This is a genomic window from Pigmentiphaga sp. (assembly GCF_033795525.1).
Taxonomy (GTDB): domain Bacteria; phylum Pseudomonadota; class Gammaproteobacteria; order Burkholderiales; family Burkholderiaceae_B; genus Pigmentiphaga.
Genome location: NZ_JARYGM010000005.1, coordinates 51,627 through 67,071 on the forward strand (window position 1 = coordinate 51,627; position 15,445 = coordinate 67,071).

14 protein-coding genes are annotated in these 15,445 nt (G+C 65.8%); 6 read left to right on the plus strand and 8 right to left on the minus strand.

Annotation, left to right across the window (positions count from 1 at the left end):
* Nucleotides 1-37 precede the first annotated feature (37 nt).
* Nucleotides 38-1,081 carry an ABC transporter substrate-binding protein gene (locus tag QHC78_RS14520; protein WP_319745733.1) on the minus strand — a complete coding sequence of 348 codons (1,044 nt, stop codon included), beginning with the start codon at nucleotides 1,079-1,081 and terminating at the stop codon, nucleotides 38-40.
* Between the two features lie 10 nt (nucleotides 1,082-1,091).
* Nucleotides 1,092-1,916 carry a cysteine hydrolase family protein gene (locus QHC78_RS14525; protein ID WP_319745735.1) on the minus strand — a complete coding sequence of 275 codons (825 nt, stop codon included), beginning with the start codon at nucleotides 1,914-1,916 and terminating at the stop codon, nucleotides 1,092-1,094.
* A gap of 335 nt (nucleotides 1,917-2,251) precedes the next feature.
* Here QHC78_RS14525 and QHC78_RS14530 point away from each other — a divergent pair, with 335 nt between their 5' ends.
* Nucleotides 2,252-3,148 carry a LysR family transcriptional regulator gene (locus QHC78_RS14530; RefSeq protein ID WP_319745737.1) on the plus strand — a complete coding sequence of 299 codons (897 nt, stop codon included), beginning with the start codon at nucleotides 2,252-2,254 and terminating at the stop codon, nucleotides 3,146-3,148.
* A 12-nt stretch (nucleotides 3,149-3,160) separates the two neighbouring features.
* Here the strand turns inward: QHC78_RS14530 and QHC78_RS14535 are convergent, their stop codons facing one another.
* Entirely contained in the window at nucleotides 3,161-4,387 is a 1,227-nt protein-coding gene (locus QHC78_RS14535) for an amidohydrolase family protein (RefSeq protein ID WP_319745739.1), read from the minus strand.
* Entirely contained in the window at nucleotides 4,384-5,418 is a 1,035-nt protein-coding gene (locus QHC78_RS14540; RefSeq protein WP_319745741.1) for an ABC transporter substrate-binding protein, read from the minus strand. The genes QHC78_RS14535 and QHC78_RS14540 overlap by 4 nt, the downstream gene beginning before the upstream one ends.
* A 275-nt stretch (nucleotides 5,419-5,693) precedes the next feature.
* Here QHC78_RS14540 and QHC78_RS14545 point away from each other — a divergent pair, with 275 nt between their 5' ends.
* Nucleotides 5,694-7,106, plus strand: coding sequence for an alkaline phosphatase PhoX (locus QHC78_RS14545; protein WP_319745743.1), 1,413 nt, complete (start codon nucleotides 5,694-5,696; stop codon nucleotides 7,104-7,106).
* 88 nt (nucleotides 7,107-7,194) lie between these two features.
* Here QHC78_RS14545 and QHC78_RS14550 read toward each other — a convergent pair whose 3' ends face one another.
* The 3 genes from QHC78_RS14550 to QHC78_RS14560 are packed head-to-tail and all read right to left on the minus strand — an operon-like array spanning nucleotide 7,195 to nucleotide 10,003.
* Entirely contained in the window at nucleotides 7,195-8,331 is a 1,137-nt protein-coding gene (locus QHC78_RS14550; RefSeq protein WP_319745745.1) for a deoxyguanosinetriphosphate triphosphohydrolase, read from the minus strand.
* A gap of 32 nt (nucleotides 8,332-8,363) precedes the next feature.
* Nucleotides 8,364-9,473, minus strand: coding sequence for a 3-dehydroquinate synthase (gene aroB, locus QHC78_RS14555; RefSeq protein WP_319745746.1), 1,110 nt, complete (start codon nucleotides 9,471-9,473; stop codon nucleotides 8,364-8,366).
* On the minus strand, nucleotides 9,470-10,003 hold the full coding sequence (locus tag QHC78_RS14560) for a shikimate kinase (RefSeq protein ID WP_319745920.1): 534 nt from the start codon (nucleotides 10,001-10,003) through the stop codon (nucleotides 9,470-9,472). Before QHC78_RS14560 ends, aroB begins: the two co-directional genes overlap by 4 nt.
* Before the next feature lie 286 nt (nucleotides 10,004-10,289).
* Here QHC78_RS14560 and QHC78_RS14565 point away from each other — a divergent pair, with 286 nt between their 5' ends.
* Entirely contained in the window at nucleotides 10,290-12,665 is a 2,376-nt protein-coding gene (locus QHC78_RS14565; protein WP_319745748.1) for a penicillin-binding protein 1A, read from the plus strand.
* Here QHC78_RS14565 and cyaY read toward each other — a convergent pair whose 3' ends face one another.
* Entirely contained in the window at nucleotides 12,666-13,007 is a 342-nt protein-coding gene (cyaY, locus tag QHC78_RS14570) for an iron donor protein CyaY (RefSeq protein ID WP_319745750.1), read from the minus strand.
* Nucleotides 13,008-13,070: 63 nt separating this feature from the next.
* On the opposite strand from cyaY, the gene lptM reads away from it, so the two are divergent.
* From lptM to QHC78_RS14585, 3 genes are all read left to right on the plus strand, one after another.
* Complete coding sequence (lptM, locus tag QHC78_RS14575) at nucleotides 13,071-13,349, plus strand: LPS translocon maturation chaperone LptM (RefSeq protein ID WP_319745752.1); 279 nt, start codon at nucleotides 13,071-13,073, stop codon at nucleotides 13,347-13,349.
* Nucleotides 13,346-14,638 (plus strand): diaminopimelate decarboxylase, encoded by a 1,293-nt coding sequence (gene lysA, locus QHC78_RS14580; protein ID WP_319745754.1) that lies wholly within the window; start codon nucleotides 13,346-13,348, stop codon nucleotides 14,636-14,638. The genes lptM and lysA overlap by 4 nt, the downstream gene beginning before the upstream one ends.
* An 85-nt stretch (nucleotides 14,639-14,723) precedes the next feature.
* A complete protein-coding gene (locus QHC78_RS14585) occupies nucleotides 14,724-15,425 on the plus strand; it encodes a TetR/AcrR family transcriptional regulator (protein ID WP_319745756.1) in 702 nt (233 codons plus the stop codon).
* Nucleotides 15,426-15,445: the final 20 nt, after the last annotated feature.

A 15,445-nucleotide genomic window follows, 5' to 3' on the forward strand; every position in this document is an offset into this window, starting at 1 on the left:
ATCGATACGATGGGGGTCCGGCCGCGAAGCTCGCGGTTCAGAAATGCGACAGCCGTTCTTCGCGCGGCGGCAGGAAGCTGCGATCGAACACCAGCGACGCGTCGGGGGTGCTTTCCAGCTGGTTGGCCTCCACCACCAGGCCGATGGCCCGCTTCAAGCGCGCGTCATCCACGTCGCCCAGGCCGATGCGGGCGATTTCCGGATGGCTCATGTCGCGCTTGAGGGTTGCCAGCAGCTTTTCCTTCTCCAGGTCGCGCTTGAGCAGCGGTTCGCGCTTGAGCACCGCCGCGATGCCGGCGTCGGGATCCGCGACCACGTCCTTGATGGCCTTGTTCAGGGCACGCAGGAAGCCCTTGACTGCCTCGGGATGCTCCTTGACGAACTTGCGCGAGAACATGACGGTGTTGGAGTAGAGGTCCAGCCCATAGTCGGCATACTTGATGAAGCGCATGTCCAGCTCGGGATTCATGCCGCTGAGCTTGGCGGCGAACCAGATGGTATTGACATAGCCGAACACGCCGTCGACCTGGTTGCGCAGCAGCATCTGCTCGCGCAGATTGGGCGCCATGTTGCTGATCTTCACCTTAGAGCGGTCCACGCCGGCGATCTTCGCCAGCGTCGGGAACAACTTGAGCGCGCCGTCGTTGGCCGCGCCCCCCAGGGTCCTGCCCTCGAAGTCCTTGGGCTCCTTGATGGGGCTGTCCTTCTTGACCGCGACCGCGAACGGCGCGACGTTGTAGAGCATGAACACGCCCACCGGCGCGTCTGCCGGGCGGCGGCCGGCAAGATCGATCAGGGCGTTCATGTCGCCGAACGCGGCGGTATACGTACCGGCCGCAACCTTGGGAATACCTGCGGCCGAGCCTTCTCCCTGGTCGATCTGGACGTCCAGCCCCTCGGCCTTGAAATAGCCGCGCTCCTGGGCAAGGAAGAACCACGCCTGCGCGCCCTCGTATTTCCAGTTCAAGGTCATCTTGATGGGAATCTGCGCCGATGCCGCGGCGGGCAGCATCGACAGGCACAGGCCCAGCGCGGCGGCGCTGGAGGCGGACAGGACAAGCCTCTTGAAACGAGCGATCATGAAACGGCTCCTAGTAGGAAGTAGAGGAAGGCGGTTGCACCGCCGGCGCGGCCAGACCGGCCAAAGCAGAGGTCAGGTCGCCGGCCGATGCGACGAAACCGTGTAATTGCCGCACCAGGAAATGAATGGCCTGGCTGACGTAGTCGGGAGAGCAGGTGCCGCAGGCATCGGCCAGCAAGATGTTGTCGTAGCCGAGGAAGCCGGCATCTTGCAGAGTCGAGAACACGCAGCGATCGGTGTTGACGCCTGCGTACAGCAGCGTCGTGATGCCCTGCTGGCGCAGCAGGCTGTCCAGTTCGTTGTCCCAGAAGCCGCTGAGGCGGTGTTTGTAGACCGTCACATCGCCGTCGGCGGTCGGCAGTTCATCGACGACCCGGGCCCCCCATTCGCCCGGCACCACGCTGGGGCCGAGATCTTCCGGCGAGCGCTCGGCATAGCCGACGCCGTCGGCGCTGCGCTTGCCCTTGAAAAGAATCGTGGGGTTCAGGTTGAGCCGGTCCGGCCGCACGCCCCAATTGAGCCAGACCACCTTGCCGCCCGCAGCCCGCCACGCGGGCAACAGCGAGGCGATGGCGGGAATGGGCGCCCGCATGGGGGCCACGTCCACGCCCTTCTGGCCGAACCAGCCGCGCGGATGGCAGAAATCGTTCTGCATGTCGATCACGACCAATGCCGACCGCGCAAGGTCGATCTCCAGCGCCTCGCCGTCGGCAGGCAGCCGCACGGGCCGGGAAGGACGCACAGGGCGCACCAGGCTCAGGCAATCGTCTCGCCGCGTCCAGACGTTGTCTGGGGAAGGCCCGAAAGAACAGTGCGAAGAGTGGGGAATATCCATGGTCTTTTGCTAAAGCGGCCCGGAAACGCCCGGACACGCCTTCTTCAATGCAATGACCGTACCTGGACAGCCCTTTTTCGTGATTCAATTCAATGCTATTTTGCGGACTAATCGTTGCCGTATCGGCAACGTCACCCTCGCCGCCCGTGTATTGCACCTGTCCCGCCTGCACGCCCACGCTGCGCAGGCCGGCCGCCCACGCAGCGCGACGGGCTACGCGGTGGTGCCACACGGCGAGCCGCCGCACCAATACGGGACACCATGCCCCGTTGCGGACGGCGAGGCCACGATGCGGTGCATCCGGACTGCCATTGCCTTCTTGCGAGATTCCCGCCATGAATCATCTTCGTTTTCTGCGCTACGTCGATGAAGTCGCCCGCGTCGGTTCCATACGACAGGCGGCCGAACGGCTGCACGTCGCGCCTTCGGCCGTCAACCGGCGCATCCAGGACCTGGAGGAAGAGCTGGGCACGCCGATTTTCGAGCGCCTGCCGCGCGGAATGCGGCTGACCGCCGCGGGCGAACTCTTCGTCAGCTATATCCGCAGCCGCAATGCGGAACTGGACAGCGTGCGGTCCCAAATCGAGGAACTGAAGGGCAGGCGCCGGGGCACCGTGAGAATCGTCGCGAGCCAGGCGTTGGCTCCCGCATACATGCCGGGCGCCGTAGCGTCGTTCCGCAGGGCGCACCCCCTGGTGGCCTTCGAAGTGATCATCGGCGACCACCTGCAGGCGCTGGAAGCGCTGCGCGCGTTCGACGTCGACCTCGCCCTGGTCTTCAACCTGCCGCCTGAGGCAGACCTCGAGACCATCGCGCACTTCGACCAACCGCTGGTCGCACTCATGCACCACAGCCACCCGCTCGCGGGACGGCCCCAGTTGTACCTGCGCGACTGCGCCGATTATCCCGTGGTGCTGCCCGACCGCGACATCGGCGGCCGCCAGCTGCTCGAACGTTTCATGATGCGCAGCTCGGTCAAGCTGCGTCCCATGGTGGAAAGCAATTCGTTCGAGTTCCTGCGCGGATGCCTCTACTACCAGCACGCCATTTCTTTCCAGATCGCCATCGGCGCGGTCACCGATGGCGGCGCGCTGGTGACCCGGCAAATCGAAGACCGGCATTTCCCCCGCGGCAAGCTCGTCCTGGCCAGCTTGCGGCACCGGCAATTGCCGGTGATCGCCCACGCCTTTGCCCAGCACATCCAGCAGACGCTGGGGCCGCAGGAAGCCTGAGCCCGGGGCGGGTCAGGCCATGCGGAGCCGCCCGGCCACCTGCACGCCCCGCTTGAATACCGCCAGCCGCGGGGCCTGCAGCAGTATCGCCTCGGGCACGGAACCGGCATCGAACAACACCAGGTCCGCCGCACAGCCGGCGGCCAGGCCATAATCCGGCAGCCGCAACATGCGCGCCGCGTTGTCCGTCATGGTGCGCCAGAGCCGCTCCAGTCCGGCGTTGTGCAGCTGGTGCGTGAGCTGGGCCAGCAGCAGCAAAGCCTTGAGCGGATCCGCATCGCCATAGCGCACGAAGGGATCGCGCATGTTGTCCGTCCCGCACGCCACGTTGACGCCCGCTTCCATCAGCTCCATGACGCGCGTCAGGCGGATCCGCGTGGGCAGCACGCACACGTTCACATCCGCTTGCTTGACCGCATCGATGGTGTCGGTAGCCTCGGCGTCACCGACGCAAGCCAGCGACGCAATGTGCGACACAGCCACGCGCCCCTGCCAGCCCTGCTCCAGCGTCTTGCGCGCGACGTAGGGCAGCGTAAAGGACGCCGGGCTGTCCCAGTTGTCGAGGTGATAGTCGATATCGCAGTCATAGCGGGCCGCCAGCGCGAAGCTCTCGTCCACCTGGCGCTCCGGATCCGAGGGCCACAAGGCTTTGTTGACGTTTCCCCCGACGATGCGCACGCCGGCTTGCAATGCCTGTTCGATGAAAGGCGCGGCACCGTCCTCGATCGAACCCGCCGTCTCGAACCAGCCTTCCTGCGGAAACGCAATAAGCTGCACATCCACGCGGCCCGCCAGCGACTTCGCGGCGGCTTGCACACCCGCTATCGCGCGCAAGCCGACGTGGCGGTCGGCCTCGCAATGCGTCCGCGCGACGGTCGTACCGTGGACCAGCCCCATTTCGAGCGAGGTCACGGCGCGCGTGGCGACGTCGTCTTCCGTGAACTCAGACTTCAGTCGCCGTACCGCGCGGATGGCCGATTCCAGATCCACCGCCGCCACGGCATCCGGGACCCGGTCGCTGGTCAGCGACTTGTCCACGTGCACATGCGGGTCGACGAACGCCGGCGACAGCAGGCGCCCGTCAGCATCCCACGCGTCGCGATACCCGCCGCCGTCCCCATCCGGCACCACCTCGGCGATACGTCCTTCCGACACCGCCAGCCGCCACCGGCCTTCGCGGCCCGGCAGCACGGCATTGCGGATCATCCAGGCGCCGCCCAACGCGTCGATCCCCGTCATAGCGGCAGCTTGGCCGTGCGCTCGGCCTTGGGAGGCAGGAAGCCGCGATCGAACACTTCGGCAGGCTCGGGGCGGCGCGACAAACCGTAGCTGTCGGCGATCTGCGCGATTGCCCGGCTCATGCGCTCGTCCTTCACGTCGCCCAGGCCGATCTCGCCGACTTCCTGGGTCAGAATGGAATTCTTGAGCACGTACAGCATGCGCCGCTTCTCGATGCTCTTGTCGATCAGCGGTTCGTTGCGCGCCAGGTTGTCGATGCAGGGGTCGGCCGCGGCAATGCATTCTTTCATCGCCCGATTGACCGCCTTCACCAGGCCTCGCACCGCCTGCGGCTGCTCGGCCCGCAGCTTGGCCGATACCAATACGCCGTTGCTGTACAGATCCAACCCGTTGTCGTTGTAGAAGATCCAGCGGATGTCCTTGTCGGGATCCACCTGCTGCGCCACCAGGTTCATATAGCTGGTGGCGGCGAACACGGCCGAGGCATCGACCTGGCCGCGCAGCAGCATTTGCTCTTGCAGGTTGGGCGCCATGTTGGTCCAGTTCACCTTCTTCTCGTCTATGCCATTGTTCTTGGCAAGCGCGGTGAATACCTTGAGCGCCGCGGCGCCGGCGGGCGAACCCAGCGTCTTCCCTTCCACGTCCTTGAGCGACTTGATCGGTCCGTCGGCCTTGGTGATCAACGCAAACGGCGCCTGGCTGTAGATCATATAGACCATCACGGGCGCCTCCCCGGGCTTGGTCGCGGCGTTCTGGATGATCGCGTTCACATCGCCCACCGCGGCCTGGTAGCCGCCTGACATCACACGGGTCACGGCCGCCGCCGATCCGTCGCCCTGGTCGATGGTCACGTCGAGGTTTTCTTCCTTGAAGTAGCCCTTGTCCTTGGCCCAGTAGAACCAGGCATGCACGCCTTGAATCTTCCAGTCCAGCATGAACTTGATCTTGGTGGGGGCCTGGGCCGCGGCCGGCAGCGCGCACATCGCGGCGAGCAGGCCCGCCACGATGGTCGACGGACGAACGATTTGCATGGTAAGGCTTCCTTAGCTGAACGAGGGCCCGAAGGATCCCCGCGCTACGGCAGGCGCCCGATAGTGGTGCGTGCCGGGCCGGTTCCGGGCCGTAGGCTCTCCATGCAGGGGCTGTGCCAGTTTGCGCGCGTACGGCATACCTTTTTGCGGGAGCGGCGTTGCCGTTTCGGCAACATGGCAGAGGCGCCGCGGCATTCGTCACCGCGCTGTCATGGCTGGCGTGGACCATGGCGGCGCTCATTACGAGCGCACCCGTAACTTCCACACCTACAAAAATGACCCAAGACGCCTACCCCCTTGTACCGCTGGACTTTCCGCTTCGCCGGGACTTTCTCCTGAAAACCTTCCGCACCGCAGGCGCCGTCGGCTTGACCGGCTTCCTGGCCGCCTGTGGCGGCGATGGCGACGATCCGGCCGACCCCACGGACCCGACGGACCCGCTCCCTCCCGTCGACCCGGAGCCTCCCGCCGGACCCGAGCCGTTCAACCCCTTTGCACAGTTCTCCGAACTCCAGCCTGCCGACGCCAACGGCGTCATGCTGCCCAAGGGCTTTCGCTCGCGCATCGTGGCGCACAGCGGGCAGGCGCCCGTGGCCGGCAGCAGCTTTCTCTGGCATGCGGCGCCCGACGGCGGCGCCTGCTATGCCACCGAAGATGGCGGCTGGATCTACGTGAGCAATGCCGAGATGACGGCCCCGCTGGGCGGCGTCAGCGCCCTGAAGTTCGACAAGGACGGCAATGTGGTCGATGCCTACCCCATCCTGAAAGGCACCTCGGGCAATTGCGCCGGCGGCCCCACGCCCTGGAACACCTGGATGTCCTGCGAGGAATTCGAGCTGACCCAGCAGATCGCCGGCATGGTCTGGGAATGCGACCCCTACCGGCCCTGGTCGGACGCCGCGCCGCCACGCGCCTGGCCGGCCCTGGGCAAGTTCGCGCACGAAGCGGTCTGCGTGGATCCGGTCAATCGCATGCTCTACATGACCGAGGATGCCGGCGGCGGACGGGTGTATCGCTACGTCTGCGACTCGACCGACTGGCCGGCGGGCGCCGACCGGCCGGTCAAGTTCGAGTCCGGCCAATTGCAGGTGCTCCGCATCGATGCGCTACCCCGGGACGCCAACGCCTCCGATGCGGCCTACGCGGATATCGTCGGCCTGGGCAAGCCTCCGGTGTCGGTCACCTGGGAGCCCGCCGCCTTCCCCGACCAGGGGCAGAAAAGCATACGCGACACGCTGCGCGCGGGCGGCATCCTGCCACCGGGCAACTACTTCCAGAAAGCCGAAGGCATCTGGTTCTTCAACGGCATCGTATTTTTCGTCACGTCCAGCAACTCGCGGATCTGGGCCTACGATGTCGCCCACCGCACCTTGGAAGTGATCTTCGACGGCACGCAGGGCACGCCCGAGACGCACAGCATCGACCGCCCCGACAACATCACCATCACCTCGTTCGGTGAAATGCTGGTGGCCGAGGACGGCGGCAACCTGGAGATCGGCGTGCTGCGCGAAAACGGCACGTCGCAAGCCGTCATGCGCCTGGTCGGGCACGACAACAGCGAGATCACCGGTCCGGCCGTCTCGCCCGACGGTACCCGCCTGTACTTCAGCTCCCAGCGCGGCACCACAGGCTTGTCGGAAGAAGGCATCACCTTCGAGGTCCTGCTGCCGACCGAGGTGACGCTGTAAGCACCCCTGCCTGGAGCGCAACTCCGGGCAGGAGCGCGGCCCTTGCCGATCAACCGGATCCGGCAAGGGCCTCGGCCCGGCGCAGCCCCTACTCGTCGCTGACCAGAAACAGCCGCTTGTGCTCCTTGATGGCGTACCGATCCGTCATCCCGGCAATGTAGTCGGCGATCGCCCGCGCCTGGTCCACGTTGGCCCTGGCCTGGTATTGCGGCGGCAATAGCCGCGGGTCGTCCAGGAAGGCGATGAACAGATCGCGCAGGATGCGCTTGGCCTTGGTGGTCATGCGCAGCACACGGTAGTGGCGGTAGAGGTTGTCGCGCAGGAACAGCTTGAGCTCGTCGGCCTCGGCCTTGATCGCGGCGCTGAAACCGACCAGGGCCGGCGCGCGGCGCACGTCGTCGATGGAAGCTGGCCTGTGCTCGGCAATCCGCGCGGCAGTGGTTTCCGTCAGGTCGATGATCAGCGTATTGATCATGCGCCGGACGGTTTCGGTAATGGCTCGGCGCTCGGGCAGGTCCGGGTAGCGCTGGACGACTTCGGCATAGTGGCGATCGAAAATGCCCACCTGCCGCATCTGCTCCAGGGTCACCAGCCCGGAACGCAAGCCGTCGTCGATATCGTGGTTGTTATAGGCGATTTCGTCCGACAGGTTGGTCAGCTGGGCCTCGAGCGACGGCTGCGTCCGGTTCAGGAAACGTTCGCCCACGTCGCCGAGCCGGGCGGCGCGTGTCAGGGAACAATGCTTAAGTATGCCTTCGCGCGTCTCGAAGCACAGGTTCAGGCCGTCGAATTCGCCGTAGCGCTCTTCCAGCTCGTCCACCACCCGCAGGCTTTGCAGATTGTGCTCGAAGCCGCCGGAATCCGGCGCGAACTCGCGCATGCAGGCGTTCAGCACATCCTGTCCGGCGTGGCCGAAAGGCGTATGCCCGAGGTCGTGCGCCAGCGAGATGGCCTCGACCAGGTCTTCGTTCAATTCCAGGTTGCGCGCCACCGACCGCGCGATCTGGGCCACTTCCAGGCTATGGGTTAGCCGGGTGCGGAACAGGTCGCCTTCGTGGTTCACGAAGACCTGGGTCTTGTACTCCAAGCGCCGGAAGGCATTGGAATGGATGATGCGATCGCGGTCGCGCTGGAATTCGGTACGGCCCTGGGGCGGGGCCTCGGGATGACGACGACCGCGGCTGGCGGACGGGTCGGCGGCGTACGGAGCGAGGACTTGCGGCATGAACGTCGGGCTCCTCCGGCTGGGGGAAGAAATCAGGCCAGGATGGCGGGTTGCTCGCCTGCGGTCTTGGCAACGGTCCGGTCGAGCACTTGCCTGACCAGCGCGGCATCGGCGGGGGTGCGCACGGCTTGCCCAAGACGCGGCAGCAGGATGAAGCGTATCTGCCCGGCCTCGGTTTTCTTGTCCCCTTGCATCAGGTCGAGCCAGCGGTCGGTACCGAGGTCCGGCGCGTAGACCGGACAGCCTATGGCCAGCACCAGCGCGTGGATGCGTTCGGCATCGGCCCGTGGCAATCCGGCGGCCAATACGGAAAGCTCGGCCGCCTGCACCATGCCGCAGCCCACGGCCTCGCCGTGCAGCCAGGCGCCGAACCCGAGTCCGGCTTCGATCGCATGCGCGAAGGTATGGCCGAAGTTCAGGATGGCACGCAACCCGGTCTCCCGCTCGTCCTGGGAAACGACGTAGGCCTTGAGTTCGCACGAGCGGGCAATGGCGACGGCCAGCGCCTGGGGTTCGAGCGCGCGCAGCTGCGGGGCGTGCTCCTCGCACCATTTGAAGAATCCGGCATCCAGGATCGCGCCGTACTTGATGACCTCGGCCAGGCCGGCGGACACTTCGCGGGCGGGCAGCGTGCCCAGCACGTCGGTATCGATTTCCACCGCGATGGGCTGATAGAACGCGCCTATCATGTTCTTGCCCAGCGGATGGTTGACCGCGGTCTTGCCCCCCACCGACGAATCGACTTGCGACAGCAGCGTGGTCGGCACCTGGATGAAGCGGATGCCGCGCATGTAGACGGCGGCGGCGAAACCGGCGATATCGCCGACCACGCCCCCGCCCAGCGCGACGATCACCGCCTTGCGGTCGCAATGCTGCGCCAGCATGGCGTCGAAGATCAGGTTAAGGGTCTGACTATCCTTGTACTGTTCGCCATCGGGCAATTCAATGCGCAGCACCGGGCGGCCGGTCTCGGCCAGCGCCCGCTCGGCCCGTTCCGCATAGAGGGCGGCGACGGTGGGATTAGTCACGAGGACCAGGGTGGTGGCATCCGCCGGTACGGCCTCGGCCAGGCGATCGAGGCGGCCGGGAGCAATCCGTATGGGATAGCTCCCGCCCGGCGTCTCGACACGGACTTCTTTCATGGACACTCCAGAGGCGGCAGGTCGGTGGGAGGCCGGACCTGCTTGTTGCAAGTGGCGAGCAAGGGCAGGATGCGGTGGACCAGCTTGGGCACCGAAACCTTGCCCGTATCGACCACGAGATCGGCGATCTCTTCGTAGAAGGGCTCCCGCAGGCGGAGCAGCTCGGTGATGCGGCCCAGCGGGTCGGCAGTTTGCAGCAGCGGCCGGTTACGGTCGTGGCGGGTACGCTGGTAGAGTTCCTCGGCGCGGGCCCGCAAATAGATGACGGTACCGCGTTCTTTCAGCATGTGGCGGTTGCGCTCGGCCATGACGGCACCGCCGCCCGTGGCCAGGACCACCCCCGAAATGCGGCTGCACTCGTCGAGCGCGGCAGTTTCGCGCCGGCGGAAGCCGGCTTCGCCCTCGAGATCGAAAATCGTCGGGACGCGGACGCCGCAGCGCGCCTCGAGCACCAGGTCCACGTCGAGGAATTGACGCGACAGCGCCCGGGCCAAGCCACGCCCTATGGTGGTTTTGCCCGCGCCCATCATCCCGACGAGGAACACGGGCGGCACGAAAACCGTATCCGCCGGCCCCGTGGCGGCGGCCGGGCATGAATCGTAAGAGACCTGATCCACTAGCTCGTGAGGCCGAAGCCACAAGAAAATGTCGATATACCCTGCATTATCCCGCAAGAGCGCCCGCAGCGGGAAATCGCCCCGCGTGCCGAACACACCAACTGTTACAGGAACACCCAGCCGGGCGAACAGTCTATAAGCCGATCCGTTCCTATGTTCCTATAATGGGTCTCGTCCTCGCACGATAAGCAGCTTCCTCATGTCCCGTATTCTTCTGAAGGTCGTCGGCATCCTCGCCGGTCTGGCCGCTTGTGGCGCCCTGCTGGTGGGCCTCGCCTTGGCCCTGGCCTATCCGAACCTGCCCGATCTCGACGCCCTGACCGACTACCACCCCAAGATGCCGCTGCGCATCTACACCGCGGACAATGCCCTGATCGGCGAGTTCGGCGAGGAACGTCGCAACGTCGTGCGCATCCGCGAGGTGCCCGATGTACTGAAATCGGCGATTTTGTCGGCCGAAGACGACAGTTTCTACCAACATGGCGGCATCGACTGGTCCGGCGTAATGCGTGCCGCCTTGACCAACCTCGTCAATTTCTCCAAGAGCCAGGGCGCCAGCACGATCACCATGCAGGTGGCGCGCAACTTCTATCTTTCCTCAGAGAAGACCTGGACCCGCAAGCTGTACGAGATCCTGCTGACCTTCAAGATCGAAGCGAGTCTCACCAAGGACCAGATCCTCGAGCTCTACATCAACCAGATCTACCTGGGCCAGCGCGCCTACGGTTTCGCCTCCGCAGCGCGCATCTACTATGGCAAGCCACTGTCGGAGATCACCGCGGCCGAAGCCGCGATGCTGGCCGGCATTCCGAAGGCCCCCTCGCGCTACAACCCGGTGGTGAATCCCACCCGCGCCAAGCTGCGGCAGCAATATGTGCTGCAGCGCATGCTGGCCCTGGGCTACCTGACCGAACCGGAATACCACGCGGCCGTGGACGAAAAGCTCAAAGTCCGGCAAATGGGCGGCGAGTTCGGCGTGCGCGCGGAATACGTTGCCGAGCTGGCCCGCCAGCTGGTCTACGACATCTACAAGGAAGAAACCTATACGCGCGGCCTGAACGTCTACACGACCGTGAACCGCGACATGCAGGACGCGGCCTACGACGCGCTGCGCGACGGCGTGCTCGACTACGAGCGCCGGCACGGCTATCGGGGACCGGAAGCTTTCGTCGACCTGCCGAACGGCATCGACAAGGACCCCGAAAAGCTCAACGAGGCGGTCGACGATGCGCTCAACGACTATCCGGACAGCGATACGCTGCTGGCGGCGGTGGTGCTGTCGGCCGACCCCAAGACCGTGCGCGTGGCCCGCAGCGCCGGCGAGATCATCGACATCACCGGCAAGGGGCTCCGCTTCGTCCAGCCGGCGCTCTCGGCCAAGGCCCAACCGTCGGTGCGCATCCGCCGTGGCGCCATCGTGCGCATCCTCAAGACCGGGAACGACTGGGAGATCCTGCAGACGCCCCAGGTCCAGGCCGCGTTCGTGTCCACCGATCCCCAGAACGGCGCCATCCGCGCCATGGTCGGCGGCTTCGATTTCCATCGCGGCAAGTTCAATCGCGTCACGCAGGCCTGGCGCCAGCCCGGCTCGAGCTTCAAGCCGTTCATCTACGCTGCCGCACTGGAGCGTGGCCTGACCCCGGCTACCATCGTTTCCGACGACCCCTTCGTACTGGAAGCCTCGGCGACCGGATCGCAGCGGTGGGAGCCGAAGAACTACGATGGCAGGAACGAGCCGCCCATGAGCATGCGCCAGGGCCTGGCCAAGTCCAAGAACATGGTGTCTATCCGCGTCCTGCAGAGCATCGGGCCGCAGTACGCGCAGGACTACATCACGCGCTTCGGCTTCGACGCCAACCGCCATCCGGCCTACCTGACCATGGCGCTGGGCGCCGGCTCGGTCACGCCGCTGCAGATGGCGGGGGCCTACTCGGTGTTCGCCAATGGCGGGTACCGAGTCACTCCCTACCTGATCGAGAAAGTCACCGACAGCACCGGCCGCGTGCTGATGCAGGCCCGCCCGACCAAGGCCGGCGATGAATCGCTGCGCACCATCGATCCCCGCACCGCCTTCATCACCGACTCCATGCTGCGCGACGTGGTTCGCGTGGGCACCGCGCGGGCCGCGCTTTCGCTCAAGCGCAAGGATGTCGCCGGCAAGACGGGCACCACCAACAACTCGGTGGACGCCTGGTTCGCGGGCTATACCCCCGGACTGGTGGGCGTGGCATGGCTGGGCTATGACCAGCCCAAATCGCTGGGTGTACGCGAAACCGGCGGCGGCGCCGCCATGCCGATATGGCTCAAGTTCATGCAGCGCGCGCTGAAGGACGTCCCTCAACGGGAACTGTCCATGCCGTCCGGCATCGTCGTGCAGAACGGCGATTACTACTTTGCCGAATTCCCGCCGGGGCAGGCCGTCGCCAGCGTCGGCCTGCCCCCGCCGCCGACCGATCCCATGTCCAGGCTGATCGACAGCCTGGGCAACCTGATCAATGGCAGCGGGAACGGCAATGGCGCCCCCCGCAGCGGCAGCAACAGCAACAGCGGCCTGCCGGAGAACTATCTGCCGTAGTTATCGCACCGGCAAGGGCTCGACCACGATATCCGCCCCGGATTGCTCGGAGCAGATACGCGACAATGCCTGCGACAGCTCCTCCCCGCTGCGGGTGTCGAGCCACTTGCCGTCCTTCAGGCGATAATGGAACCCACCGCTGCGCGCCGCCACCCACATTTCCTGCATCGGCGCCTGGCTGTTGATGACGGCCTGGCTGCCGTCGGCAAAGACGAGGGTCAGCACGTTGCCGTTGCGTACCCCTTCTATGTCGATGTCACGCTCCTCGAACCAGACGTCAGCCTGGCGCTCGATGGAATCGAGAATGGCGTCGGCCAGGGCAAGAAATTCGCTTTCGTTCATAATTTGGCTATGTCCGACATGAAACCCTCGCGCTCGCCGCGCGCCGCATGCCCAGACCCTTCGTTGGTTGCTGATACCGGCATTGTAGCCAGCGGCACGCACGCTTCCCGGCCGGATGGCCGCGGCAGGCGCCTGGCCGCCGCGGCGGTGGGTGCGGCAGCTGCCGTCCTGATGACGGCCTGCGGCATCAAGGGCCCGCTCTACCTGCCCCAGACGCCCCCGCCCGCCACGCGCCCGGCTGCTGCCCCGGCACAACCGGCGCCGCCCCCGCCCACCAGCGTCGACGCCAACGACGTCTCCCGTCGCAACGAATCCATCTCCCACACACCGCTGCCCCAATGACTTCCCCCGCTTTCCTGCCCACCCCGGTCGGCAGTCCCCACTTCGCCTACCGCCAAGGCGTCCTGCATGCCGAAGGCGTGTCCGTCGCGCACCTGGCCGACCAGCTCGGCACGCCGCTCTACGTCTATTCCCGGGCGGCACTGCATGCCGCGTACGACGCCTATCGCCGAGGCATAGGGTCGCGCGACGTGCTGGTCTGCTATGGCATGAAGGCCAACTCCAACCTGGCGGTGCTGCGCGAGTTCGCCCGCATGGGAGCCGGCTTCGACATCGTCTCGGCCGGCGAACTGCAACGCGTGCTGGCCGTGGGCGGAGATCCCGGCAAGGTGGTTTTCTCCGGCGTGGGCAAGCAGGCCGCCGAAATGCGCCTGGCGCTCGAGGCCGGCGTGAAATGCTTCAACGTCGAGTCCGTCCCGGAATTGCATCGCCTTTCCGAGGTGGCCCACGCCCTGGGCAAGCGGGCACCGGTGTCGCTGCGCGTGAACCCCGATGTCGACCCCGGCACGCACCCCTACATTTCCACCGGCCTGAAGGAAAACAAGTTCGGGATCGCCATCGAGGACGCCCTGGCGGCCTACCGCACCGCGGCAGCGCTGCCCGGCGTTGCGGTCGTGGGGGTGGATTGCCACATCGGCTCGCAGATCACCGAAACCGCGCCTTTCCTCGACGCGCTCGACAAGCTGCTGGACCTGCTAGACAAGCTGGCCGCCGAGGGCATCCACATCGAGCATCTGGACCTGGGCGGCGGATTGGGCATCCGCTACGCCGACGAAACGGCGCTGGCGCCTTCCGACCTGCTGTCCCAGGTCTTCGCGCGCATCGATGCCCGCGGCTATGGGTCGCGCCAGATCGTGCTGGAGCCTGGGCGCTCGCTGGTGGGCAACGCGGGCCTGCTGGTCACGCGCGTGGAATATCTCAAGCCGACCGAAGCGAAGAACTTCCTCATCGTCGATGCGGCGATGAACGACCTGATCCGCCCGACGCTGTACGAGGCCTACCATGGGGTATTGCCGGTAACGCCGCGCCACGACGCGGCCCCCGCGCGCTACGACGTCGTCGGGCCGGTCTGCGAAAGCGGCGACTGGCTGGCCAAGGACCGCGAGCTGGCGGTGCGCGAGGGCGACTACCTCGCGGTGGAATCGGCAGGCGCCTACGGCATGGTCATGGCCAGCAACTACAACACGCGGCCACGCGCGGCAGAGGTCATGGTCGACGGCGAGCACTACCACGTCGTACGCGTGCGGGAAACCGTCGAGCAACTGCTGTCGCTCGAATCGACGCTGGGCTAAGCCTGGCGCGCAGGCCTCCGACATAGCGACAGCCATCGAAAAGCCTTAGCATTGAGGCTTCGCGTAAATAATTAAACAGTCGATTATGAAATTGGTCAGCGGCCGGCGGGGCACTCCCGCCGCCAAAACCAGGCGCAAGACCGGCCAGAAGGGACCGGGCCGGCCCGAGGGTACCAGCGTCGTACGGGACGATATTCTCGATGCAGCGGAAGAACTCTTTGCCAATCTCGGCTATGCGGGAACCACGCTGCGGGAGATCGCCGATAGCGCCAACGTCACGCAGGCCCTGATCAACTACTACTTCGGCTCGAAGTACGGCTTGTTCGAAGCCGTGTTCATGCGCCGCAGCCAGATCATTGCCCAGCAGCGCATGGACAACCTCGCGCGACTGTACGCCAAGCCCGGGAAACTGAAGGTGCGGGACATCGTGCAGGCCTTCCTGATGCCCACCCTGGCTTTTCGCTCCACACCCGAGGGCCGCTCGTTCCTGCGCCTGCAGGCCCGCCTGCATACCGAGCCGCCGCAGATCTCCTACAAGCTGCGCACCGATGCCTACGGCACCTCCACCCGGCAATACGTCGATGCCCTGCGCAACGCCTTGCCGAATCTGCCCGAGCTGGACGCGTACTGGCGCGTCACGCTGATGGTCGGAACCTATCTTTATGCGTTCTCGGACACGCATCGCATGGAAGAAATGGCGCCGCCCGGCCTTTATGATCCGGACGATACGGACAGCCTCATCGACCAGGTCACCCGCTTCGTCACCGGCGGCATGCAGGCCCCGTAGCGGCCGCGTGCACGGGGCCT